Origin of the sequence: Propioniciclava sp. (assembly GCF_029977985.1) — a bacterium.
Classification (GTDB): Bacteria; Actinomycetota; Actinomycetes; order Propionibacteriales; family Propionibacteriaceae; genus Propioniciclava.
This window is the reverse complement of sequence record NZ_JARKOT010000166.1, coordinates 26,392-51,645: the sequence shown is the minus strand read 5'-3', so window position 1 is coordinate 51,645 and position 25,254 is coordinate 26,392. Positions and strand designations below refer to the sequence as shown.

Annotated in this window: 3 protein-coding genes (1 of these 3 only partly in view); all 3 read right to left on the bottom strand. The window is 73.2% G+C overall.

Translation table 11 applies throughout. The features are described from left to right. Nucleotide 1: 1 nt before the first annotated feature. Tightly spaced (each overlapping or abutting the next), the 3 genes in view from Q1K57_RS10245 to Q1K57_RS10235 form a layout consistent with a single transcriptional unit that may run on beyond the window. Nucleotides 2-9,523: an SDR family NAD(P)-dependent oxidoreductase gene (locus Q1K57_RS10245; protein WP_300081961.1), complete on the bottom strand. Its 9,522-nt coding sequence runs from the start codon at nt 9,521-9,523 to the stop codon at nt 2-4. After that, nucleotides 9,520-21,921: an SDR family NAD(P)-dependent oxidoreductase gene (locus Q1K57_RS10240; protein WP_300081958.1), complete on the bottom strand. Its 12,402-nt coding sequence runs from the start codon at nt 21,919-21,921 to the stop codon at nt 9,520-9,522. The genes Q1K57_RS10245 and Q1K57_RS10240 overlap by 4 nt, the downstream gene beginning before the upstream one ends. Continuing rightward, nucleotides 21,914-25,254, bottom strand: the final stretch of a protein-coding gene (locus Q1K57_RS10235; protein WP_300081955.1) for an SDR family NAD(P)-dependent oxidoreductase. 13,651 nt of this gene lie beyond the right edge of the window; only the last 3,341 of its 16,992 coding nucleotides appear in the window; its start codon lies beyond the right edge, outside the window; it ends in the stop codon at nt 21,914-21,916. The genes Q1K57_RS10240 and Q1K57_RS10235 overlap by 8 nt, the downstream gene beginning before the upstream one ends.

Here is a 25,254-nt window from a genome sequence, read left to right as displayed (position 1 = left end):
GTCAACGGTTCCAGCCAAGCTTCGCGCGCACCACCTCGGCCACCTGGGCGGCTCCACGACCCGACAGGAGGTGAAGGTGGTCGTCGTCGATCGCGATGTCGTCGAACGGGGTCGAGATCGCCCCCGCCCACTCCGCCACGTAGTCGTAGTTACCGAGGATGTCGACCGGCTCCCAGAACGCCGCCGACGACTTGCCCACGAAGCCGTCCGTCGCGTGGAAGAACGTCACCGGGGAGCAGTCGTACGGCGCGAGTTCGGCCTGCTGGTAGAGACCAGCCGAGTGCTCGGACAGGGTGATTCCCGCGCGGAGGTAGCGGTAGGCGTCGGGCGGCGAGACGACCCCGCCCGTCCGTTGCGCCACCATCTCGGCGAGCGCAGGAAGGAGCACTTCCTGCGGGACACCGTCCAGATCGTTGCGCGCGATGCGCCGCTCCGGGTGGTGGTCGAGGTCCACGAGGACGTTGGCGAGGTAATAGGCCATGAACGCCGGGTCGTAGCTGTCGTCGTGGCTCGTGAACACCCGCTCGACCGGTGGATAGGTGTCCACCATGAACAAGTGCTCCACCGTTCGGCCGGACGCCGTGAGCCGACGGGCCAGGGCCATCGCCGTGAGCCCCCCGAACGAGTGCCCGCCCAGGAGGTACGGGCCCTCCGGCTGCGTGTCGAGGATGGCACGGTACGAGGTGTCGAGGATCTCGTTCCACATCTGCGGCATGGAGACACCGTCGGCCCCGCGGGACTGGAACGCATGGAAGGGGTGCCCGCCCCCCAAGGCTCCCGCCAGCTCGCCCAAGGCCATGGCGAAGCCCACCGCGCCGGGCACCCAGAAGCTCCCGGGGTGTTCCTCGCCCGGAGAGAGCCGGAAGAGCTCGGCGGACGGGCCCGCGGCGCGGTGCCGCGCCGGAGCTTCCTTCTTCTGCTCCCCGGGCGTCACGTGCCCCGCAGCGCCCTGCTCCGGCTGCTCGAGGCGCTCGCTCGTGGCGGGTGCCGTCTCGGCGGGAGCGAGACGAGCCGCGAGAGCGGCCACAGTCGGGTGATCTGCCAGCGTCGAGAGCGGCAGCGAGCTGTCGACACGGTCCTGGAGGGCTTCCATGAGTTGGATGGCCACCAGCGAGTCCACGCCGAGATCACGAAAGGGCGTGTTGACGTCGATCGACTCCGGCGCGGCGTCCAGCACCTCGCCGACGAGCACGCGCAGCCGCGCGAGCATGGCCCCCCCGGTGGTCGCGATCGTCGCCGGCTCGCTCACGGGTCGCTCGGCGGTGGCTACGACCGCCGTGGCCGGCGCCGCCGGCTTTGCGTCGCCGGAGATGGGGACTCGGTCCGTGAACCAGTGCTGGGTCGGCTCGAAGGGGTACGTCGGCAGGGGGATGACCAGGGCCGACAACCCCTGACGGGGCGTGCCGCCCCGCCCCTCCGACCACTCCTCGGCGGCAGCTCGGTCGGCAGTCTCCAGGTCGTCCGTGGCACCCAGGACCCCGGTGGCGCCGTCGGTGGCGATCGCGGCGAGTTGCGCGCGCAGAGCGTCGACGGTCGAGGCGACGACGACAGCCCGATGCGCGAACGGCTCGCGGTGCTCCTGCAACGTCACCGCGACCCGTGCGAGGTCCGGGCCCTCCGCCGCCGCGAGCCAGGCGTCGAGCCGCCCGGCCATCCGCCGGAGCGCCTTGGCGCTCTTCGCCGAGAGCGGGAAGAGGAGCGGGCTGTCGACGGCGACGAGCGCGTGCCGTCGGTCCGGAGCCTCTTCGAGGATGACGTGCGCGTTCGAACCACCGAACCCGAACGAACTCAGGCCGGCTCGGCGCGGGCTCCCCGCGCAGGCGGCCCAGTCACCGCCCGCGTCCGTGACGAAGAACGGCGTGCCCGACAGCTCGACGTGGGGGTTGAGCGCCTCGAAGTCCGGCATCGGGAAGAAGCGTCCGCGGGTCAGCCCGCCGACGACCTTGACGAGCCCGCCCAGGCCCGACGCCGGCTCCAGATGCCCGTAGTTGCCCTTACCCGAGCCCAGTCCGACGGACCACGTGGCTGGGTCGAGCCCGTCGCCCTGCGCCAAGGAGCGCACCGCGCGGCTCAGCGCGCGGACCTCGGTGGGGTCGCCGACGTACGTGGCCGTGCCGTGGAGCTCGACGTAGCCGATGGAGTCGGGAGAAACCCCGGCATCACGTACTGCGGACTCCACCACGGCGGCCTGCGCGCGGAGGTTGGGCGCCGCCAAGGCGGTGGCCCTGCCCCCGTGGTTCGTCGCGCTCCCTCGCACGATCGCGTGGATGTGGTCACCGTCGCGCAGAGCGTCGGCGAGGCGCTTGAGGACGACGAAACCCACGGCCTCGCCCTTGACATAGCCGTGCGCCTCCGCGTCGAGCGGACGACAGTGGCCGTCGGCGGCGAGGACCCCGACGCCCTCCAGCGCCCGGATCGAGTACGGCGTGAGGTTGAGCGCCACGCCGCCCGCCAGGGCCAGATCGGACTCGCCGGTGCGCAGCGAGCGGACCGCACGGTGGACGGCCACGAGGCTCGAGGAGCACGCGGTGTTGACGACTTCACTCGGACCGCGAAGGTCGAGTAGGTACGAGATGCGATTGACGGCGAACGTGTCCTCGCAGCCGGTCGCGGTCTCGAAACTCAGGACGGCCGCCTCGTGGAGGAGATGCTGGTAGTCACGGAACTGCACGCCGGCGAAGACGCCCGTCGCCGACCCGGCGAGACTCGACGGCAGGATGCCGCCGTCCTCGAGCGCCGCCCAGGCGCTCTCCAGCAGGAGCCGCTGCTGCGGGTCGATGCCCGCTGCCTCGGTCGCGGGGATCCCGAAGAAGTCGTGATCGAACGCGTCCTCGTCGTCGAGGAAAGCTCCCCACCGATAGACCGAGTCAGGTCCCTCGCCGAAGCTCCTCCAGTCCCAGCGCTCCTCGGGGACCTCCCCGATGAGCCGCTCGCCTCGGGCGAGCCGATCCCAGAAATCCACGTAGTCGCGGGCGCCCGCGACCCGAGCCGCAAGACCGACGATCGCGACGGCACCGTCGTCGCCGAAGTGCTCATCGACGGCGTCGGCCGAGGTGTCGGCGGATGTGGCGCTCTGCGTGTCGGCCGGCCGCTCGCCCGACGGTCCCGCCACGACCGAGGGCTCCCCGTCAGGGCGGTCCTCCGGCACGCGCTCGCCGACCGCGGGGGGGGTGGCGGGAGCGTCCCCGAGGAGACGCCCCGTCTGCTCCGGGAAGTCGTCGACCAGCAACGAGGCCAGTTCGTCGATGTCTCGCACCTCGTAGAACACAGCCGGGTTGATGTCCTCGCCGAGCCTGTCGGAGACCTCCGTCGCGAGGTCCCGCAGACGCATGCTCTCGAACCCCAGGTCCCCGAACGACGACGACGTGTCGATGCGCTCTTCCTCGAGCCCGATCATCTGTGCGGTCAGCGCGATGAGGGCGTCCCGGACCCGGTGGCGAAGTCGGTCCACCCCGTCGGCTGCGGCGGCGAGCTCGGTGGGCTCCCCGCCCGCCGCCGCCTCGACGGGGACCGGGTCGGTCGACGTCGTGACGACGGCCGACGCAGGGACGACCGCCGTTCCGGGCAAGGTCAGGGGAGTCGTCCCGTCCAGCCAGACGCGGTCCTCGCGGAACGGGTAGCCGGGAAGGGAGATCCGCTGCCCCCCGGTGGCGGGCCAGGTGACCGGGTCACCGGTGAGCCAGGCGCGGGCGACGTCCAGCGGCTCCGCGCCGATCCGGTCGAGGTCACCGAGCAGGTCGCCTTCGGGTCGCTCGCCCTCCGCCAGTCGGCCCAGCAGTCGCCGAGCCTCCGAGGGATCGGCGGCCACGATCACGACACGATGCTTGAGGTGGACTCGCCCGGTCTGCAGCGTCTGTGCGACGTCGGCGAGGCCGGCCTCGGCAGCGCCGGACGGCACCGCCCCGACGGACGTCGCCGCTCGAAGGTCGACCGTCACTCCGGCCCGCTGCAGCTGGCCCTCGACGATCGCCAGCTGCTGCGGGTCGAGACCCAGATCGTCCCACGTGGCATCGTCGTCGATCTCACTCGCCTCGACGCCGAGCACCTCCGCAACGGCCCCGCGCACGGCCTCCGCCTGCCCACCGCTCCGGTCGAACCAGGCGAGAAGGGCGCGGGCGACCCGCGCGAGTCCCACCGGCTCGTTCGAGCTGAGCGGCAAGAGGAACGGGCCGTGCGGTGCAACCGGCGACGCCGGACGCGACGGCGCCCCCGAGAGAACGACGGAGGCGTTCGACCCGCCCGCGCCGAAGGAACTGACCAGGCTGGTGCGCGGCCGCTCGGGTTCCCACCGGCGCCCGCGCTCCGCGAGCGTGAAGCCGGTGTCCTCGAGCGCGAGATCGGGGTTGCGCGGTTGCGCATGCAGACTCGGGACGAGGAGCCCGTGCTCCATCTGCAGGACCGCCTTCGCGAGCGCGACGACGCCGGCGGCCGACTCCAGATGGCCGACGTTCGACTTCACCGACCCGAGCAGCGGGCTCACCGCGGGCTCGGGCGCCTCCGCCAGCCCCAGGGCCAACCCGCGGACCTCGATCGGATCGCCGAGGGCGGTGCCCGTACCGTGGGCTTCGACGTAGCCGAGCCCGCCCGGCAGGTCGCTCGCGGCGAGGGCCCGCGTAATGACGTCGGCCTGGGCCACGGGGTCCGGCACCGTGTAGCCGTTCGTCCGGCCACCGTGACCCAGGGCGCTCCCGTGGATCACCGCGCGTACGGGGTCGCCGTCGCGCATCGCCGCGGCCAGCGGCTTCAGCACGAGCGCACCGACCCCTTCGCCGGGAACATAGCCGTCCCCACCCTCCCCGAAGCTCCGGCAGCGCCCGTCGGACGAGGCGAACCTGCCGAGGCTCAACTGCAGGTACTTGCGCGGGTGCAGGCTGAGGTTGACGCCGCCGACGATCGCGGCCTCGCACTCGCCCGCTCGGATGGCCGAGAGAGCCAGGTGCAGGGCGGTCAGCGAGGAAGAACACATCGAGTCGACGGCGAGGCTCGGCCCGTGCAGGTTCATCACGTACGAGACGCGGTTGGCGACCGACGCGAACGACGTCCCGGCGAGGCGCCCGTCGTCGGTCATGCCGAAGAGCTGGTTCTCTCCGTACATCACCCCGACGAAGACCCCCGTCCGGCGCGGCAGCGTGTCGGGCGTGAGGGCGCCGTCCTCGACCGCGTGCCACGCCTCCTCCAGGAAGAGCCGCTCCTGCGGGTCGATCATCGCCGCCTCGTTGGGGGCGATGCGGAAGAACGCCGGATCGAACCTGTCGATCCCGTCGAGGAAGCCGCCCCACTTGGCGTAGCTCCGACCTGGCTGGCGTTCCGGTGAGTAGAACCCGTCCATCTGCCACCGGTCCGCCGGGATCTCGACGATGCAGTCGCGGCCCTCCTCCAGGACGCGCCAGAAGCCGTCGAGATCGCGAGCCCCCGGGTAGCGCCCGCTCATGCCCACGATCGCCACCGGCTCCGGCAGGTCGCTCGTCGACTCGTCGGCCGCAGCGGGGAGCGGCTGGGCGACGGGAGACGCGACCGTGGCCGGCTCGACGGTGGGGACGGGCGACTCGGTCCGGGACGGCCGCCGTCCATGCGCAGACAACGACGCGGCGAGGTCACCGACCGTACGGCTCTCGAAGAAGATCGTCTTCGGCACGCGGAAGAAGTGCTCTTCGAGCCGCCGGCCGAGGTCCACGACCATGAACGACTCCACGCCGAGATCAGCGAGTTCGCGCTCGGCGGTGACCCGGTCAAGGGGCACCTTGAGCTCTTCCGCGATGAGCGACCGGACCAGGGCCACATCGTCGGCGGCCTCGGCGCCGACGGCCGGCGCGGGGACGTCGACCACAGGACTCACGGCACCGCGCGCCCCGGCGAGGGCCTGGGCGTCGTGCCGGTCAGCCATGACGACGACCCGGTCGCCAGACGCCGCGAGCGCGACGCGGAAAGCCGCAGCGCCGGTCTCGGCCGAGAACGCCGCCGGGCCCTCCGCTGCGTCCGTCCCGGCGAGCCCCCCGGCCCACGGCCCCCACTCCAGGACGAGGGTGCGGCCGGGGCGGCCGAGGGCTGCCCGCTCCCCGGGGAGGCCGGCGAGGGTCCCGTTCGCATAGGCGTACGAGGAGTGCCCGGCGAGGCCGGTCGTCCCCACCACGGAGGACACGAGGACGAACGCCGTCAAGGGATCACCCGCGGTCGCCTCGTCCAGAAGCCTGGCGCCGTCCAGCTTGGTCGAGAGCATCGCCTCGTGGGCTGCCGGTTCGGTCCCCCGCCATCGCTGGGTGTGCACCGTCCCGGCGGCGTGCACCACTGACGTGATGGGCGCCTTCTCCCTCAGGCCGGCGAGCGCCGCCCGGAGAGAGGCGGCGTCCCGGACATCGGCTGCGACGAAGGTCGCCGCACCGCCGAGTCGGGCGAGCAGGTCCGGGGCGGGCTCCGTCCGACCGAGGAGCGCGACGCGACCGCCCGCGGCGACGATCGCGGAGGCGATGGCAGAGCCGACGAACCCGGTCCCGCCGGTGAGGACGGTCCAGCCGGGCCCCAGGGCCAGGGGCGTACCCGTCTCGTCCGGCACCGGCTGCGGCGCCCGCAGCTCCCCGTCGATCAGCGCGAACGGCCCGGCCCCCCGGCCCGCCAGCGCGGGGGCCCCGGGCAACGCCAGCGTCACGCCGACATCGAGGGACACCCCCTCCCGGCGCACCGAGGCCGCATAGGCGGCCAGGGCTGTCGCCACCGTGCGGCCGCGCGCGCCCTCGGGGCACACGAACGTCACGCGGGGGGCGGAGGGGAGGTCAACCAGGGCCGAGAGCACCCCTCGCGCGCCGTGCCAGGCGTGGGCGGCGTCTGCGGCGACGGCGACGGCCACGTGCTCGCCGTCGACGTACCCCGCCACGTCGGTGACCGGACAGCCGTACGGGTCGGTCACCGCCCCGGTGGAGTCGAGCGCAAGGGCCGCAGGAGGTACGGGCGTGGGCTCGTCGACGGCCACCCAGTCGAACCGCAGCAGGCCGGGGCCCTCTTGCGCCGGCCCGGACGACGCGGTCTCCAGGCCCCTGAGCCGGACGGCGACGTGGGTCCCGTCACCAAGCTCGACGACGGGTCGGCCATCGCTCTGCACCGCCGAGATGACGCCGCGCTGCGGGATGTCGTCCCCGAGCACGGCCTCGGCCAGCCGGACCGGCGGTCCGGGGCGCTCACGGCTCGTCGCGTTCAGGAGCAGGGCCGCCGTCTGCAGCGCGCCGTCGATGGCGTAGCCGCCGGGTCGGGCGGAGGGCACGGCGAATTCGGCCGTGGCGACGGCACCGGCGAGCCTCGCGGAGGTCAGAACCCGGTAGGTGACGCCATGGATCAGCCCGGCCGCGCGGCTCGCGGCATAGGCGCCCTCGACGTCGAGGGCGGTGCCTGGGTCGGTCGGCACGTCGATCGACGGGCCTGCGAGGGGAGCGCTCGCCGCCTCGAGATGGGCCACGGTCGCGGGGGAGACATCAGCGGCCTGCCGGAGCTCGAGACGGAAGCCCTGCCCCTCCGGGGTCGCGACGACGTCGACGCCCGGGCGGGGGTCGAGGGGCCGGCGCCACTCGAGGCCCGAGAGAACCACCTCACCGTGGACACCGAGAGCTCGGGCGGCCCGGACCATGACGATCATCGTGGCGGCGGCGGCGAGGACAGGGCGTCCCGAGAGTTGGTGCTCGTCGATCCACGCACCGCGCGCCGTCAGGCGCCAGGACCGTGCGCCTTCCGGAGTCGTTCCCGTCGGGGTCAGGTCGAGGACGTCCCCCGCCTCCGGCGCGGGCACGTCGTGCCAGAACCGCGTGCGGGCGAGGGGGTGAGTGGGCAGCGGCACCTGCACGCCGGGGCAGTCGTGCGTCGGAGCCGGCTCGGCGGCGTCGGTGACGAACGCGGTGACCTCCGGGTCGGGCGGGAGCACCGCCCCACGGAGGGCGGCGACCAGGCCCTCGATCGTGTCGACCGCGCAGGCCCAGCGCACCGCGAACCGGCGACGGCCACGGCTCAGGGTCGTCGCCACGTCGTGCAACGTCACCCCCGCCGCGGGGGGATCGAGCGCAGCCGCCAGCTGCCCCTTCAGTCGCTCGAGTGCCTCTTCGGTGTCGGCGCTCACCAGGACGACGTGCCGCTCCGGTCGGGTCGGCCGGGCCGGCACCGCCGGAGCCTCCTCCAACAACACGTGCGCATTCGTGCCCCCGTACCCGAACGAGCTGACCACGGCCCGCCGCGGACCGGTGCTCTCCCAGGGCTGCGCCGTCTCAGCGACGTAGAAGGGGGATCCCGCGAAGTCGATGGCCGGATTGGCGACGGAGAACTCCCGCGTCGGCGGGATCGTCCGCTCCTCAAGCGCCTTGATCGCCTTCACAACGCCGGCCAAGCCCGCGGCCTGACCGGTGTGCCCGATGTTGGTCTTCACGGAGCCGATGGCCGCGAACCCGCGGTCGGCGGTGTCCGCGCGGAAGGCACGGGTCAGGGCGTCGACCTCCACCGGGTCACCGAGCGGCGTGCCCGTCCCGTGCGCCTCGACGAGCCCGATGCTCCGCGCATCCACCCCGGCCCCCGCGTACACGGACCGTTCGAGATCGCACTGGGCCCGTGCGCTCGGGGCGGTGAGGCCGTTGCTGCGACCGTCCTGGTTTACGCCGGTCCCGCGGACGACCGCGCGGATGTGATCGCCGTTCCGGAGGGCATCCTCGAGTCGACGCACCACGACCGCGGCGACGCCCTCCCCTGGGACGAAGCCGTCGGCGGCCCGGTCGAAGGCGTGGCAGGCGCCCGTGGGCGAGAGCATGCCGCCTGCGCTGGCGGACAGATAGAAGCCCGGACCGAGGAAGAGGCACACGCCACCGGCGATGGCGATGTCGATGTCTCCGGCGGCGAGCGCCGCGCACGCCAGGTCCAGCGCGACCAGCGAGGAGGAACAGGCCGTGTTGAGGGAGAGGTTCGGCCCCTGCAGGTCCAGGAGGTACGAGATCCGTGCGGCGAGGATTGCGGAGTCGTTGCCCATCATCGTTCGGCTGTCCGCCAGCGCTCCCTCTCGCTCGGCCACCGTGAGGTAGTCGCTCGGCGGGGTGCCGACGTAGACGCCGCAAGCTCGCCGTGACCGGGGACTGCCGGCGTAGCCCGACTGCTCGAGGGCGGCCCACGCGGTCTCGAGGAACAGCCGCTGTTGCGGGTCCATGGCTTCCGCGTCCCGCCCGGACATGCGGAAGAACATGGGGTCGAAGAGGTCGACGTCGTCGAGGAAGCCGCCCCACTTGGACGTGATCCGCCCCGGCCCGCCGTGGGGATCGAACAGTGCCGCGGCATCCCAACGCGTGTCGGGAACCGTCGTGATCCCGCTGCGCTTGTCGAGGATCATCGACCACAGCGCCTCGACGTCGGGGGCGCCCGCGAAGCGAGCGCTCAGCCCGACGATGGCGTAGCCGCCGCCGGCCGCGGGGGGAACCTCCCGTTCCTGGCCACGCAGCCGCTGAGCCGCTTCCTGGGGCGAGAGAGTCCCTGCACGGACAGCCTGCAGGATGGCTCGACGATCGCTCACCGGTAGTCCTCCATCATCAACTCCACGTCCTCGACCGAACAGGTGCCCGCGGCGAGTGCCTCGAGCAGGGCGAGTTCGTCCATCTCTGTCGCGGGCGGTGTGAGCGCCGACGAGGCGCTCGGGGGCGACGGCAGGGCGGTCGGCTCGGAGGGCGCCGTCTGGGCCACAGCCCGAGCGAGCTGGGCGATCGTCGGGTTGTCGAACAGGGCCGTGTTGTCGAGCTCCACGCCGAGGGCGGCATTCAGCTCCCCGACCAGCTCCACGAGGATGATCGAATCCACCCCGTACTCGGCGAACGGCTGCTCGTGGTCGAGGCTGCCCTGCTCGCGGCGCAGCACCTGGCAGATGACCTCGACGATGCGTGCCGCAATCGCGGACTCGTCCGCCGCGGCCGGGCCCGCCGTGGCCCCACCGGTTGCCGCCGTCGGACTGGCCGTTGCCGAGACCGCCGCGGGCGCCTCTGGCGGCACCTCCAGGGAACCCCGGTCGGCCAACCGGGCATGGAAGACGTGCTGGCCGACGCCGACCCCGAGATCCGCCAGCGACGGCGAGACGTCCACCGTGGCGAAGCCGGACTCCTTCAGTAGACGCGTCCAGGTCTCCACCGAGGCGAGCGGGGAGTGGGGTTCGCGGACGCCGTCGGCGAAGACCCACCACCCGTCGAGCAGACCGAACGTCAGCGTCGCGAAGGGCGACACCGAGGTCGTCTCGATCAGGGTGAGAGTGCCGCCCGGTCGCAAGGTCGCAGCGATGTTGCGCAGCGTACGGCGCAGGTCGTTCGTCGCGTGCAGGACATTCACGGCGACGACCGCGTCGACCGATCCGGGCTCGATGCCCTGACCCGCGGGCTCCGCCTCCACGTCGAACCGCAGGAAGCGCATCGACGGATCGTCCCGACCGAATTCGCGCCGGCCGTGAGCCAGGAAGCCCGCGGACAGGTCCGTGTAGAGATAGGTGTACGGCGCGCCGCACTGACGGAGCGCCGGCTGGACGACCGACGTCGTCCCGCCGGTGCCGGCACCGACCTCCAGCACCGTCAGGGCCTTGTCCGCGGTGAGGCACTCGCCGACCAGGGCCTGGGCCGCGTGTCGGCTGAGCCCCGCGATCAGCGGGTCCGCCCGGTAGACGCCCTCGACGAGTTCCATGGACGAGCCTGGGAACATGACCTCGGTCGACTCCCGCTCGCCGCGAAGCAACGCCGCGTACGACTCCAGGCACGACACGAGCAGGGCGACCTGAGGGGCGAGGTCGGGGTGTCGCTCACCATGCACGCTAAGAGCCACCCGCAGGGTGTCGGGCGACTCGCCCCCGCCGGCCGTCCCGATGGTGGCGTGCAGGTGTCCCACGATCGCGCGGACCAGCGGGAAGCGGGCCGGTCGGACCTGAGCGGCCCAGTGTGTTTCGTCGGCCACGTCGCCGGCCGGAGTGAGCACCCCCACCTCGGCCAGCACGAGCCGCGCCCAGCGCAGGCCGAGCTCCTCGAGCTCCGCGTGATGCGTGACGAGGTCGACGATGCGCGCCCGGTCGTACGACGACGGCGTCGGCGTGGCCGGGGTACCGGCCCCGGGCATCGAGAGCCTGTCCAACACCTCGGGGGTCGAGCGGACGACGACCGTCTGGTGGCCGTCGCCGGCGAGCACCCCGGCGACCGCCCGCATGCCCTCGCCGGCGCCGATGGACCCGACGCCCTCGGCGGCCATCGCTGCCCGGTAACGCGGGTGGCTCACCACGCCCACCTCGCCCCAGTAGCCCCAGTTGACGAGGCGGACCGGCAACCCCCCGGCGCGCGCGCCGTCCATGAGGGCGTCGGCGTACAACCCGGCCGCGGCGTAGTTGCCCTGGCCGGGATTGCACACGAAAGACTGCATGGAGGAGTAGACCACGAGGTGGTCGAGGTCCTCGCCCGCGCAGGCGGTGAGGACGTTGTGCAAACCCTCCATCTTGGGGCGGCAGACCGCGTCGTACGACTCGTCGGTCATGGCGGCCATCGGCACGTCGTGCAGGACGAGCGCCGAGTGGTAGACGCCGGAGATCGGGCCCCACGAGGCGCGCGTACGCCGCAGCAGGTGCGTGACCTGGTCGAGATCGGCGAGATCGGCCTGGTCGTACTCCGCCGAACCGCCCGCCGCGCGGACGAGGGCGACCAGCTCCCGCGTACGGTCGTCGGCGGGTCGCCGTCCTGCGAGGACGACATGCGCCGCGTGCTTCTCGGCAAGGGCCAAGGCCGTCTCCGCCCCGATCCCGCCGGCGCCCCCGAAGATGACGTAGACGCCGCCGCGGCGGGCCGGCACGACCCGCGCGCCGTCGGAGGGGGAGTCGGGTGACAGGCCCCGGCTCCAGGCCCGCCCGCCACGGACGCAGCACAGGCCGCCACCGGCGCCCGCGGCTGCGAGCGCCGAGGCCACCACGTCGGGGGCGGCCGCCGAGCGAGCGGTCGCGGAGTCGATGTCGGCGATGCGCACGGTCCAGCTCGGGTGCTCGCGCGAGAGCGAGCGCACCAGGCCGGTGACGTGCGCGGCGATGGGCCGGGCCTGCTCGAAGCCCGGGACCGCCGCGGCAGCCACGGTCACGACGTCGAGGGTGTAGGTGCCCCCCGAGCGCGCAAGCGCTCGCAGGATGCGCACGACGGGCAGACCGATCGTGGCCCGTTCGTACGCGGGGTCGCAGGCGCGCCAGCCGTGATCGGCGCCCGCCCCGTTGAGGGCTAGGACCACCCGTCCCCCGGCGCCGCGTGCGGCCCACTCCACCACCTGGTCCTCGATCGCCGGGTCGCCGAGGGGGACGGCCGTCCGCCGGTCGCCGATAAGCGCGTACGCGACGGGCCCCGTCCGGGACTCGACGACGACCAGGTCGTCGGGCCCGGGCGGCGGCACGCTCTGTGCGCGCGGCAGGTCGTCGGCAGTCCAGGTCGGGTGAAGTACGTGCAGTGCCGTCGTCTCGGGCAGGCGGCGGGAGAGCAGGCCGTCGACGAGGACGAGCTCCCGGCCGTCCTCGCCCACGAGGCGCAGCGTGGCCCGGTCCGGCGACTGCTGCTCGACGACGACGACGGTGAGAGCCCCGCGGAGCGGTGCGGCGACGACGAGTCGGTCGATCGCGAAGGGCAGCGTCGGCGACGACTCCTCGGCCGGATCGTGCAGGGCGGCGACGGTCTGGATCGCTCCGTCCAGCCAGGGGGCGGGGAGGTGGGCCGCGCCGTCGCCGAGAGCCATGAGGCTGGCGACGACGGTGTCGTGGCCGGCCCGGATCGCGGTGACCGTCCGGTACGATTCGCCGTACCGGACTCCGACTCCCCGGAACCGGTGGTAGTGGACCCTCGCATCCATCTCGCGATCGCAGCGGGCCCGGGCGGCAGCGACGTCCGGGTACGAGGCCTCGGGCGTCGCCCGGACGACCTCACCGCGGCTGTGCAGCAGACCGGAGCCGCTGCTCACCGTGAAGCGAAGGCCGTCACCGTCCTCGAGGAGCGACACCGTGAGGTCCAGTTCCGCGTCGACGATCACCGGTCGCAGGAAGACACACTTGCGCAGCTCGAAGCCCGCCCATCCGGTCCGCTCCCGCACGAGGTCGACGACGAGCTCGAGATGGCCTGCCGCCGGCAGCACGGGAGCCCCCGCGACCACGTGATCGGCCACGAGAGGGTCGCTCGGCCGCAGATGCACCGTACGGCCGCCGCCGTTCCCTCCCGTCGATGCCGCGCGACCGGCCGGGAACACGCCGGGCACCGGCCATTGGCTCGTGAGCGCCAGCGGCAGACCGGGGAGATCGGCGACGCGCGCCCCTGGGGCCGGGGCGGGCCAGTCGACCGCCTCGCCCGCCAGGTATCGGGCGGCGATGCCTCCCGCCGGCACCGGGGTGGACGTGGCCGCCCGGAGGGCTTCGGCCGCGGATCCTCCCGGGTGCAGCACGACGAGCGCTCGCACCGCGTAGTGGGTGCGCCGATGCTGCAGGGTGTAGGCCACGTCGCGCACGTCGAGCTGGTCGACGCGTCGGGCAAGCCGCTCGAGGAGCTCGTCGAGCTGCTCCCTCGTCGGCGCGGAGACGGGCAGCAGCAGGTCGACCCGCACCGGGTCGGCGGGCCGCGGCACGGCAGGTGCTTCCGCGAGGACGGCGTGCACGTTCGTCCCGCTGAACCCGAAGGCGCTCACCGCGGCGAGGCGTCGGCCGGTCCGCGGGGCGGGGAAGGGCGCCCGCTCCGTCGAGAGATAGAAGCCGCCCGAGCCCAGCTCGAGCAGGGGGTTGACGGTCTTGACGTGCAGGGTCGGCACCAACGTCTGGTGCTCGAGGCAGAGCGCCGCCTTGACGAAACCGGCGAGACCGGCGGCGGTGAGTGCGTGGCCGATGTTGCTCTTGACCGATCCGAGGGCACAGCTCCGTGCGGGCTGCTCCCCGAAGGCGTGACGCAAGGCTTCGATCTCGATGGGGTCGCCGAGCCGCGTCCCCGTGCCGTGGCACTCGACGTAGCCGATGTCGGCGGGGTCGATCCCGCCGGCGGCGTAGACGGCCCGCTCGAGGTCACGCTGGGCGGTCATGCTCGGCGCGGTGATGCCGTTGCTCCGCCCGTCCTGGTTGGTCCCGGAGGCGATGACGGTGGCGATCACCCGATCACCGTCGCGGATCGCCGCGTCGAGCCTCTTGAGGATGACGGCGCCCGCCCCCTCGCCGGGCACGAACCCGTCCGCCTCGGCGTCGAAGGCGTGGCACCGGCCGCGGGGGGAGAGCATCCGGCTCTTGGACGCCAGGATGTGCAGGTCCGGGGTGAACAAGAGGGCGACCCCCCCGGCCACGGCCATCTCGCAGCGCCCCTCGCGGATGGCCTGGGCCGCCAGGTGGATGCTGAGCAGCGACGACGAGCACGACGTGTCCACCGTCATCGAGGGGCCGCTGAGGTTGAGCGCATACGACAGACGCGAGGACAGGACGGCGGCACTCGTGCCGGTGAACAAGTAGCCCTCCGGACGGAGGCCGTGGCCCGCCAGATACTCGCGGTAGTCGCCCGCCGCCCCGCCGACGTACACGGGGATGTTGCGGCCCGCGAGGGTCTCGGCGGGGTAGCCCGCGTTCTCCAGTGCTCGCCAGCCCTCCTGAAGGAGGAGTCGGTGCTGCGGATCGGCCAGTTGCGCCTCGCGCGGCGACATGCCGAACCGGTCCGGGTCGAAGAGGTCCGGCCGTTCGATGACGCCGGCCCATCGGCTGTACGACTTGCCCGGCGCCGCAGGATCGGGGTCGACGTGGAGGTCGACGTCCCAGCGTGTCGGCGGCACTTCGGTCACGCTGTCGCGGCCGTCGCGGAGATTGGCCCAGAACGACTCGATGTCGTCCGCGCCGGGGAAAATCGCAGACCAACCGATGATCGCGATCTCGACGTCGTCGACGGGTCCGGCCACCGCTGACGGCCCCTCCGAGAGGGCCGGCGGGGCAAGCTCCTGGGATGTCTCGCCGACAGCCACCGATCGCGTGTGCGCCGTCGGCGCGGTGACGGGGGTGGCGGATTCCGCAGGCGGCGGTCCCCCGGCCGGAGGCACCGCTTCGGCGGTGGGCGCAGCCGGCAGGAGGGTGTCGACGTACGCCGCGAGCTCTCGGATCGAGGCGTAGCTGAAGATGTCGGTCGGCTTGACCTCGACCCCGCTCTCCCGACTGATGCGATCGGCGATCTCGACGGCGAGCACGGAGTCAACCCCGTGGTTGGTGTGCGAAGCCGTCGGGTCGAGCTCCTCGGCGGGCACCTCGAGCACCGTGGCCATCGCCTCGCGCACGAGCTCTGCGGACGGGCGGCGCTGCTGCGCCGCGCGGGGCGCCAGCGCCGCCTCGACCGGCACCGGAGCGGGCGTGCTGGGCCCGGCCGGCGACGGAATCGCCTCGGCTCCGGTGGCGGGCGCCGGGGGGACGTCCTGGTGCGTGCCCACGGTCGGCGTGGGCGCTGCCGGGAACCCCGTGCCACGGGTCTCGTCGGGTTGTTGCGCCACGCGGTCCGTGATCCAGTGCCGGACCTTCCGGAAGACGGTCCCGGGCAGGGTGATCCGGCGCCCCCCGCGGGGGGCGAGGTCGAGGTCCAGACCGAGACACCACAGCCGGGCGATGCGGTCCAGCTCGCCGCGCTCCTGGAGATCGAGCACGAACCGGTGGCCCGAGGGGCCGCTCAGGAGGTCGGCCACGACATCGTCGGGGCGGTCGCCAGGGCCCGTCACCGGGAGCACACCGGGTACGGACCGCTCCTCGGTCAGCGCGCGAAGACCGGCAGCCAGTTCGTCGAGGGAACCCGCGACGACCGCGGCGCGGTAGTCCCCTCGTGCCCGACCGACAGCCAGCGTGTGGACGACATCGACGAGCCGTACGCCCTCCGAACGCTCCAGCGCCCGCGCGAGCTGCGCCGCGCCGAGGAGCACCTGCTCCCGGCTGCCGCCGCTGAGCGGCACGACATGGCGTACGCCCGCGGGTTCGTCGGGGAGCGCGACGACGGGCGGCTCCTCGAGGATGACGTGTGCGTTGGAACCGCCCGCGCCGAAGGAGCTCAGGGCGGCGATGAGCGGGGTGCCCGTGGCGGACTCCCAGGGCTCGAAGTCGTGCTGGACAACGATGCCGGAGAAGTCGATGAACGGGTTCGGCTCGTCGGAATGCAGCGACGGGACGAGAGCCCGGTGGCGCATCTGCAGGATGATCTTCGCGAGCCCGGCCATGCCTGCGGCCGGCTCGAGATGACCGAGGTTGGACTTGATGGAGCCGACCGGCAGAGCGCGCCCGTCCCGGCGCCCGAGCGCCTCCTGAAGGGCGGCGACCTCGATGGGGTCGCCCAGCTCCGTCCCGGTGCCGTGCGCCTCGACGTAGTCGATCGCCGTGCCGTCGATTCCGGCCTTGTCCAGGGCCGTACGGATCACCTCGGCCTGAGCGGGCACGGAAGGCACGGTGAAGCCGTTCGTCCGCCCCCCGTGGCTGACGGCGGATCCCCGGATGACCGCCTCGACGTGGGCGCCCGCCGCCCACGCCCGCGAGAGCGGCATGAGGAGGGCCACGCCGACGCCCTCCCCCGGCACGTAGCCGGTGCCGCCCGCTCCGAAGCTGCGACAGCGCCCGTCCCGTGCCGCGAAGCGCCCTGCGGCCATCTGGAGGAAGCGGTACGGATGCGAGATGACGTTGACTCCGCCGACCAGCGCCGATTCGCAATCACCGGCACGAAGGGCCTGGCAGGCCAGATGGAGTGCCGTGAGGGACGACGAGCACATCGTGTCGACCGTCAGCGACGGGCCGGTGAGGTCGAGGGCGTACGAGACGCGGTTCGCGACCGCGGCATGCTGCGAGGCAGGCAGCGCTCCGCTCTCGGTGACGGCGGGGTCGCTGCCGTACATCTGGTACTGGGCGTACATGGTGCCCGCGTAGACGCCGCAGCGCCCGAGTGCCGGGTCGTCCGGGGCGAAGCCCGCGGCCTCGAGCGCGTGCCAGGACGTCTCGAGGAACAGCCGCTCCTGCGGGTCCATGGCCCGCGCCTCCCGCGCCGAGATGTGGAAGTGGGCCGCGTCGAAGAGGTCGATGTCGTCCAGCAGGCCCGCCCAGCGGGCGTAGGTACGGCCGGGTACGCCGGGGCGATCGTCCAGGAGCGCCGCGTGATCCCAGCGGTCGTCACCGACCTCCACGACACAGTCCGTGCCGGTTCGCAGGTTCTCCCACAGCGCTTCAAGGTCGGGCGACTTCGGGAACCGCCCGGCGATGCCCACGATGACGATGGGGTCGTCCTCAGGGAACGGCGGCGTCGGCGGGGGCAGGGGGGCGACGACCGGCTCCGGCGCGGGCCTGGCCGGCGCCGGGGCCGCGGACCCGGGAACGCCACCGCGCTCCGCAGCCGGCTCCGCGGCGGAGTCGCCCAGGAGCGCGAGAACCTGGTCCCGGTGTGAGCCCCAGAGCCCGTCCGCGAGCTCGTGGACGGTCCGGTACTGGAAGAGCACCGTGGAGGGCACCGACCCCAGGTCGGCGTCGAGCGCTGCCGTGATGTTCATGACCATGACGGACTCCAGCCCGACGCGGTCGAAAGAGCGGTCGGCGTCGAGTGGCCCTGCCAGGCCCAGCTCATCGCCGATGAGCCGGGCCAGGTGGTCGACGAACGCCGCCGGCACCGGAGCAGGGGCTCCACTGGGCTCGGGCGCCGGCCGGTCCGAGGTCGGCGCGTGGAGGACCGGCCCCGTGGCGGCGGCCGCCTGCGGCGTCCCGGCGAAGTGCTCCAACCACCGGCGGATCGTCGCGGGGTCACCGAAGACCGGCCGGACGACCTTGTCGTCCGTGGCGGCGGTCCAGGCGAGGACATCGGCGACACCGGTCCACGGCATCGGGCGCCAGCCGAGGTGGGCTTCGAGTCGCTGGCGGACCCCGGCCGGGACCCCCATGCCGACGGACTCCAGCAACGGCCATTCGACCGTGACTGCGCGGAGCCCCGTCTGCTCCGTCCAGGCCGCGACGGCGGCATTGGCGTAGGCATAGTCCACCTGGCCGGGCACGCCTACGTACGCGCTCGCGGAGCCGAAGCAGATCACCCACGGGGCGGCACCCGCCTCCGCGAGAGCGTCCGTCACCTCGGCGAGGGAGAGCGCCTTCGCGGCGAGCACCGCTTCGGCGTCCTCGGACCGCTTACGCACGGCGAGTGCGTCGCGGACGACGCCGGCGAGGTGGAAGACGCCGTCGACCGGACCGTCGGCCAGGGCTGCGTCGACCGCCTGTCGGGCGCCGGCGGCGGTGGCCAGATCGGCCGCGACGTAGCGGGCCCGGCCACCTGCTGCCGTGATCTCTCCCAGCAGCGCCTCGAGTTCCGCGGGCGCGTCGCGGCGGCCGACAAGCGTCAGGTCCGCCCCGTAGCGGTCGGCCAGGGTCCGGCACAACATGCGGCCGATCCCCCCGAGCGCGCCGGTGACGAGGTAGCGGCCACCGGGACGGACCGCGGGCCCGGCCGCCCCCTCCGTGGGCTGCGGCAGCGGGTGTTCCAAGGAGAGGTGCAGGCTCTCACGCCTCCCGTCACCGAGACGGACGATGCCGCCCCAGTCCGAGTCGAGGAGGACCTCGGCGGCGAGACGCTCGACGTCCACGGACCCACCCGGGACCAGGACGCCGCGGCCGCGATAGCGCCCGTCCTCAACGGCGAGCGTGCGATCGAGGGCAGCCCCGGTACGGATGCCGGGGTCGCCGCAGCGTCGTACTTCGATGCGCCGCAGCGCGGTGCCGCCCTCGGCGAGTCGCCCGGTCAGGGCGGACATCGTGGGCCCGAACGCCGTGATCGCTTCCCGCAGCCCCTGCCCGGCGAGGAACCGCAGGTCCACGAGGACGTCGGCGTCGGAGGGGAGAGTGGGCGGGGTGACCGCCCGTACGGCCGCGCCGTGTGCCTCCAGGGCGGCGGCGAGTCGGCCGGTTCCGGCGTCGGCGGCCCAGATCGCGACCGTCGGCGCCGTCATCACCGAGCCGGTCTCGGCCGGCCCCCAGGTCTCGCGCAGGATTCCGGTCCGGGCCGACGCGAGCAGCGGGGAAGCGAGGACGACGACGCCCTCGAGGGAGGCCACCGTACGCCCCTCCGCGTCCGCGAGGAGGATGTCGGTCGAGGCGCCGTCGCGGTGCGCGGCCACCCGCCGAGCGCGCACGGTGTCGGGTCCGAGCACCACCCGGCGCAGACAGAACGGCAGCCCACCATGGTCGTCGGAGGCGAAACCGATCATCGTCTGGAGTGCGGCGTCCAGGACACCCGTCCGCCCGGCAGAGGAGGCGAGCACTCCCCAGGCCTCGGACCCGCGGGCCGAGACCTGTTCGAGGAGCCGGTACGACGGCCCGTAGGCGAGCCCGGCCGCGGCAAAGCGCGGGTAGATCTCGGACGCCGGGGTCAGGGGCACATCGAGCGGAGCGTCGGCCATGTTCGGAAGCGCACCGTCGGCGCCGGCGAGCCGGCCTCGGCCTTGGACGCAGAGGCGACCCCCGACGTCCCGGAGCTCGAAGGAGTCGCCGGTGCGGTGGAGGGAGAAGCTGAGCCCGTCGGGGCCGCCGGTCAACGGCGCGCGGAAGACGATGTCCTCGACCACGACGGTCTCCCCGCGTCCCCCGAGCTCGTCGGCGAGCAGGTCGAGCACTGCCGCGGCGGACAGCACCGGCACACCGCCGACGACGTGGTCGGCCAGGCGGGGGTCGTCGACGGCCACCTTCCGAGCGGTGTCGTCCCCCGCGAGGGGACGGTGCCAGTACGACGTGGTCGCAAACGTGTAGCCAGGCAGCTCGACGAGCCGGCCGGTCGCGCCCCCGAGGAGGTCGACCTCCTCGCCGCGGCACCACGCGGCGGCGACAGCGGAGAGGTCCGGAGAGCCCGTTCCGTGCATGCCCGAGGGGTCGGCCGCAGACGCCGTAGCGCGGGCGAGCGCAGCGAGTTCCGACAGATCCGCGGCGAGCAGGACCGTCCGGACGTCGAGCCGGGTCCGGCCGTGGGCGAGGGTGTAGGCCACATCCTGGGAACTCGCAGCCACGGACGTGACCGCGTCGGCGAGGGCCACGAGCTGCGTACGGAGAGCCTCCGAGGTCGAGGCGGAGACGGCGAAGGCCCGGGGCCTGCGCGCCTCCGGAGCCGCGGCGGAGGGCGCCCGCCCGGGCAGCGCCTCGGTGACGACGACGTGCGCGCTGGAGCCCCCCGCGCCGAAAGAGGACAGGCCGGCGTGGCGGGGACGTCCTGCGGCCCACGGCGCTTTCGACCGCTGGATCGTCAGCCGGTCGCCGAGCGCGAGCCGCGGGTTGAGCTGCTCCGCGTGCAGCGACGGGGCGAGGGTGTCGTGCCGCAGCTGGAGCAGCACCTTGGTGAGACCGACAAGCCCGGCCGCGGCCTCGCAGTGACCGACGTTCGACTTGACCGAGCCGATGGCGCACGGGGTCGAGCGCGGTTCGGCGTCGCCGAAGACCCGCGCGAGCGCGTCGACCTCGATGGGGTCGCCGAGGGACGTGCCGGTGCCGTGCGCCTCGATGTACGACACGTCACCCGGCCGTACCCCTGCCCGTTCCTGAGCCCGGCGGATGACGGCTTCCTGGTCCGAGGGGTTGGGCGCGCTGTAGCCGGTCGTGCGCCCGCCGTGACCGATCGCGATGCCGTCGATGTGGCCCCAGGGCCGCAGCCCGTCGCGGTCGCCCACCTCGGGCCGGGTGAGGACGGCCACGACGACCGCTTCGCCGGGGACATACCCATCGGCACCCTCCCCGAAGGCTCGGCAGGCGCCGCTCGCCGACGCGAAGCGCCCCTGGCTGAGGTCGACGAACTTCCGCGGATGGGTCGTCAGGTTCACGCCGGCGACGATCGCGACGTCGATCTCCCCGCTCGCCAGCGCCGTGCAGGCGAGATCCAGAGCCGTGAGCGACGAGGAACACATCGTGTCGACGGCCATGCTGGGACCGCGCAGGTCGTAGGTGTACGAGATCCGGTTGGCGATCGACGCGTGCGAGGACGCGAGGTAGTCGATGCCTTCGGCCCGGTGAGCCCACTCCCCGTAGTCGGCGTACATCACCCCGACGTAGACCCCTACGGGGCGACCGGCGAGCGCCGTCGTCGGGATCCCGGCGTCCTCCAAGGCGTGCCAGGTCTCCTGGAGCAGCAACCGCTCCTGCGGGTCCATGAACCGTGCCTGCTTCGGGGAGATCGCGAAGAAGTCGGCGTCGAAAGCGTCGGGGTGGTCGAGGAAGGCCCCCCGCGTCAGGTAGCTCGTTCCGGGGCGGCCGGGGGCGGACGCCGCGTACGCCTCGTGGTCCCACCGGTCGGCCGGCACGGGGCCGACGCAGTCGCGTCCACTCGCGAGGACGTCCCAGAACTCCGCCACCGAGCCTGCTCCGGGGAAGCGTCCCGCGAGGCCGACGACGCTGGCCCGGCCGGCGGGCGATCCGTCGGGCCGGTGCGACCGGTCCGCCTCGCGGGTCCGCTCATCCGTGGGCCCGGCCGGCGACGGCTCCTCGGGGGTGGCCGTTCCGGTCGGCGTGGCCGGTGCCGTCCCCGTGTTTCGGTCCGAGTCGACCAGCGCTGCGGCGCGTTCCGGGTGGTCTCGGACGAGACGTTCGGCCATGCCCCTCGGCGTCTCGGAGTCGAAGAGCAGCCCCATGCCGACCTCGCCGAAGTGCGGCCGGAGGCCCCGCACGACCTCGAGGGCCATCACGGAGTCGAAGCCGATCCGGTCGAGACGCTGATCCGGTCGGACACGCTCGAGCGGAGTCCCCGTGTGGTCCGCGATGAGCCGGCGAACGAGCTCGACCACCGCGGCCACAGGGTCGGCGGCGGTGGGCTGTTGCTCCGGCGACAGGTGCCCACTCCGCTCCTTCACCCGCTGGAGGTAGGCCAGGACCTCCTGGTGATCAGCACCGGCCGTCTGCATCTCGACGAGCTTCTGGCGGACGCTCTCTCGTGTCGGCTCAGACATGCCATTCCCCAGTCGTGTCGATGAGGTCGTCAGCACTGAAGTCGCCGGCCAGGAAGCCGTCGATGATCGCGCCGAGGCGTTCTTCGTCGGTCTGAGCGGCCGTGGGAGCCGCTGCGGAGCTCGCTCGGCCGGCAGCCGGCTGCGCCGGCCGACCGGCCGGGGTGCCGGGCGCGGCCCCTTCGGTCGCCCCGCCTGCGCTGCCTTCGGGCGTTCCGCCTGCACTGCCTTCGGGCGCGGAGCCCGGCCAGAGGGGATCGCCCGCGAACCAGTAGCGGTCGCGCCGCATCGGGTGCGCCGGCAGCGGGACCGTCCGTGCGGGCCGAGGCCACAGACCGGTCAGGTCGACGTCCTCGCCTGCCACGAACCGCGCGACGAGTTCCGCGCCGGGCGCCTGCCCGTCGGCGTGCCCCGGTCGTGCCCCCGCCAGGGCCGCGATGAGGCCTGATCGGTCCGCAGCGGCGACGGCCACTCGGCTCTCTCGCGGATCTCGACGGCAGGCCAGGGTGAAGGCGACATCGCCCATCCGGGCCTCCAGCTCTGGGTGCGTCGTGAGCCAGCCACCGAGCTCGCGGAGCCGCTCGGCGAGCATCTCGTCGTCGTCGGCGGAGACGGGGAACCACCAGGGCCCCTCGCCCGCGACGGACTCCGGCGGCACGGGTGGCTCCTCCAGAACCACGTGGGCGTTGGTCCCGGAGAAGCCGAAGCTGCTCACTCCCGCGCGGCGGGGCGCTCCCGGGACACGCGGCCAGGGCTGCGGCACCAAGGGCGTGACGAAGGGTGACGTGTCGAACTCGATGAGGGGGTTGCCCGGCGTGCTCAAGCGCGTGGGCGGGATCTCGTCGTGTTCGAAGGCCAGCAGCGTCTTGATGACGCCCGCCACGCCCGCTGCTGCAGCCGTATGCCCGATGTTCGTCTTCAGGGAACCGATCGAGCAGAACCCGACATCGGGAGTGCGGGTGCGGAAGGCCCGGGTGAGCGCATCCACCTCGATCGGGTCCCCGAGAGGGGTGCCCGTCCCATGCGCCTCGACGAGACCGACCGTACGCGGGTCGACGTCAGCCGCGTCCCAGGCGGCGAGGATGACCTCGGTCTGTGCGGGGCCACTGGGCGCGGTGATCCCGTTGGTCCGCCCGTCCTGGTTGATCGCCGAACCCTTGACGATGCCGAGAATCGGATCGCCGTCGGCGAGGGCGTCCGAGAGCCGTCGGAGGATCACGACGCCGGCCCCCTCGCCCGGGCCGAAACCGTCGGCCGCAGCCGAGAAGGCTTTGCAGGTGCCGTCGGGTGCGAGCATGCCGCCGTTGCTGGCCACGATGTAGTACTGCTCGTCGAACATGACGAAGACGCCACCGACGACCGCCCCGTCGCACTCGCCGGCGTGGATGCTCCGGCAGGCCTGGTGGAGGGCCACGAGGGACGACGAGCAGGCCGTGTCGATCGCCATGGTCGGACCACGCAGGTCGAGCAGGTAGGCGATGCGCGCAGCCAGGACGGACGCGTTGTTCCCCCAGAAGGACTGCGCCTCGCGGGTGGATCCCGCCTGGACCATCCGCTTCTCGTAGCCGGACACCCCGGCGCCGACGAAGACCCCGAATCGGCTGCCGGTCAAGCGGGCCCGTGTCATGCCTGCCCGCTCCAGCGCCCGCCAGACCTCCGTGAGGAAGATCCGCTGCTGCGGGTCCGTCTGCGCGGCCTCCTTGCCGGAGAAGGCGAAGAAGCCCGCGTCGAAGGCGTCGACATCATCGAGGAAGTGCCCAGCCGCACAGTACGTCCGGTCCTTGCGGCTGCGGTCGGCGTCGACCCAGTCCGCACTCCACCGCTCCGGGGGGACGGGGCCGACCGAGCCCTGGCCGGCATGGAGCAGTCGCCAGAGGTCCTCGGGGGTCTCCGCCCCGGCGAACCGGGCGGAGAGGCCCACGATCGCGATGTCCTCGCGTACCGGGCGCTGGGCGGTCGGCGACTCGACGACCGGTGTCACCACGACGACGCGGCCGACGAGCGACCTGTCGTCCCGCAGCCGGTAGGCCTCCTCGATCCGGGACAGCTCGAGACGGTGCGCGATCGGTGGGGCGATCCCGCCCGCGGCGAGGTCCGCGGTCAGCGCCGCAAGGGCCTCGGCACGAAGTTCGGGATGGTCGAGGAAGAGCTTCTTCCCGTTCAGCGAGATGAATTCCTGGTTGTGCGTGAACATGCTCACGTCCAGCGGTGCGGCCGTCTGCAGGCCCAGCACGGCCGCCTCGACGAAGCGTCCGCCCGGCGCGAGCGCCGACATCCCGGCTGGGATGACCTGGCCGCCGATGAGGTCGACCACGATGTCGACACCCCGACCGTCGGTCGCGGCGAGCACCGCGTCGCGGAGATCCCCGCGGTCGTAGCGAACTCCCGTCCGCCCCTGCTCGCGCAGCCGCCGAACCTTCTCCTCGGAGCCGACGGCCCCGATGACCCGAAGGCCCCGGGCCTCGGCCAGCCGCGTGAGCATGAGCCCGTTCGTGCCCATGGCGCCGCTCACGAGCACGCTCTCCCCCGCCTGAGCACGCGCAGCCCTCAGAGCGGCCCACATGGCCAGGTACGGCGCCGCCGTGCCGCAGGCCGTCACGTCGTCGACGCCGTCGGGGATTCGTGCGCAGAAGGTCGCCTCCACGAGGACTGCCGTCGCCTGGCCACCCATCTCCGGGCGGGTGGGGGCGACGACCCGGTCGCCGACGCGCAGACCGGTCACACCGGGGCCGAGGCGGCTGACCCGCCCCGCGACCTCGACGCCGGGGACGACGGGGAAGTCGGGCATGAAGGGATAGATCCCGCGCGCCACCAAGCGATCGGAGAAGTTGAGCGGGAACGCCGTCACGGCGAGTTCGACTTCACCAGGTCCGGGCGGGCCTACCGCGACCTCCCGAAGCGCCGGTTCCGGCTGCGCCGTCGGACGGTCGAAGACCACGGCAAGCGCCCTCGTCGCACCGCGCAGCTCGTCCGCCGCGGACCACATGGTCGCCGGCGGGATCTGCCCCGAGACGGCCGCGGCCGCGCGTGGTTCCTCCGGCGCCAACTCGCGGCTCGCGACCGGGATGGGAGCCGGGGGCTTCGCCGAGGCCGTCGACCACCCCGGCGCGGCCCCCGCCGGGGCCGGGGCCCCGGCCGTCGGAGCGACCGGCGCCGATGCGGGGAACGTCCCCGAGAGGTCGTACGCGGTGACGAGGTGGTCGACCAGCGCGGCGACGCTCGGGTGGTCGAAGACGACGATCGTCTTGAGCTTCAGCCCGAGTGCCGTGCCGAGCGCACGGACGAGGTCCACGCTGACGATGGAGTCGACGCCGAAAGAGCTGAACGACGCGTCGA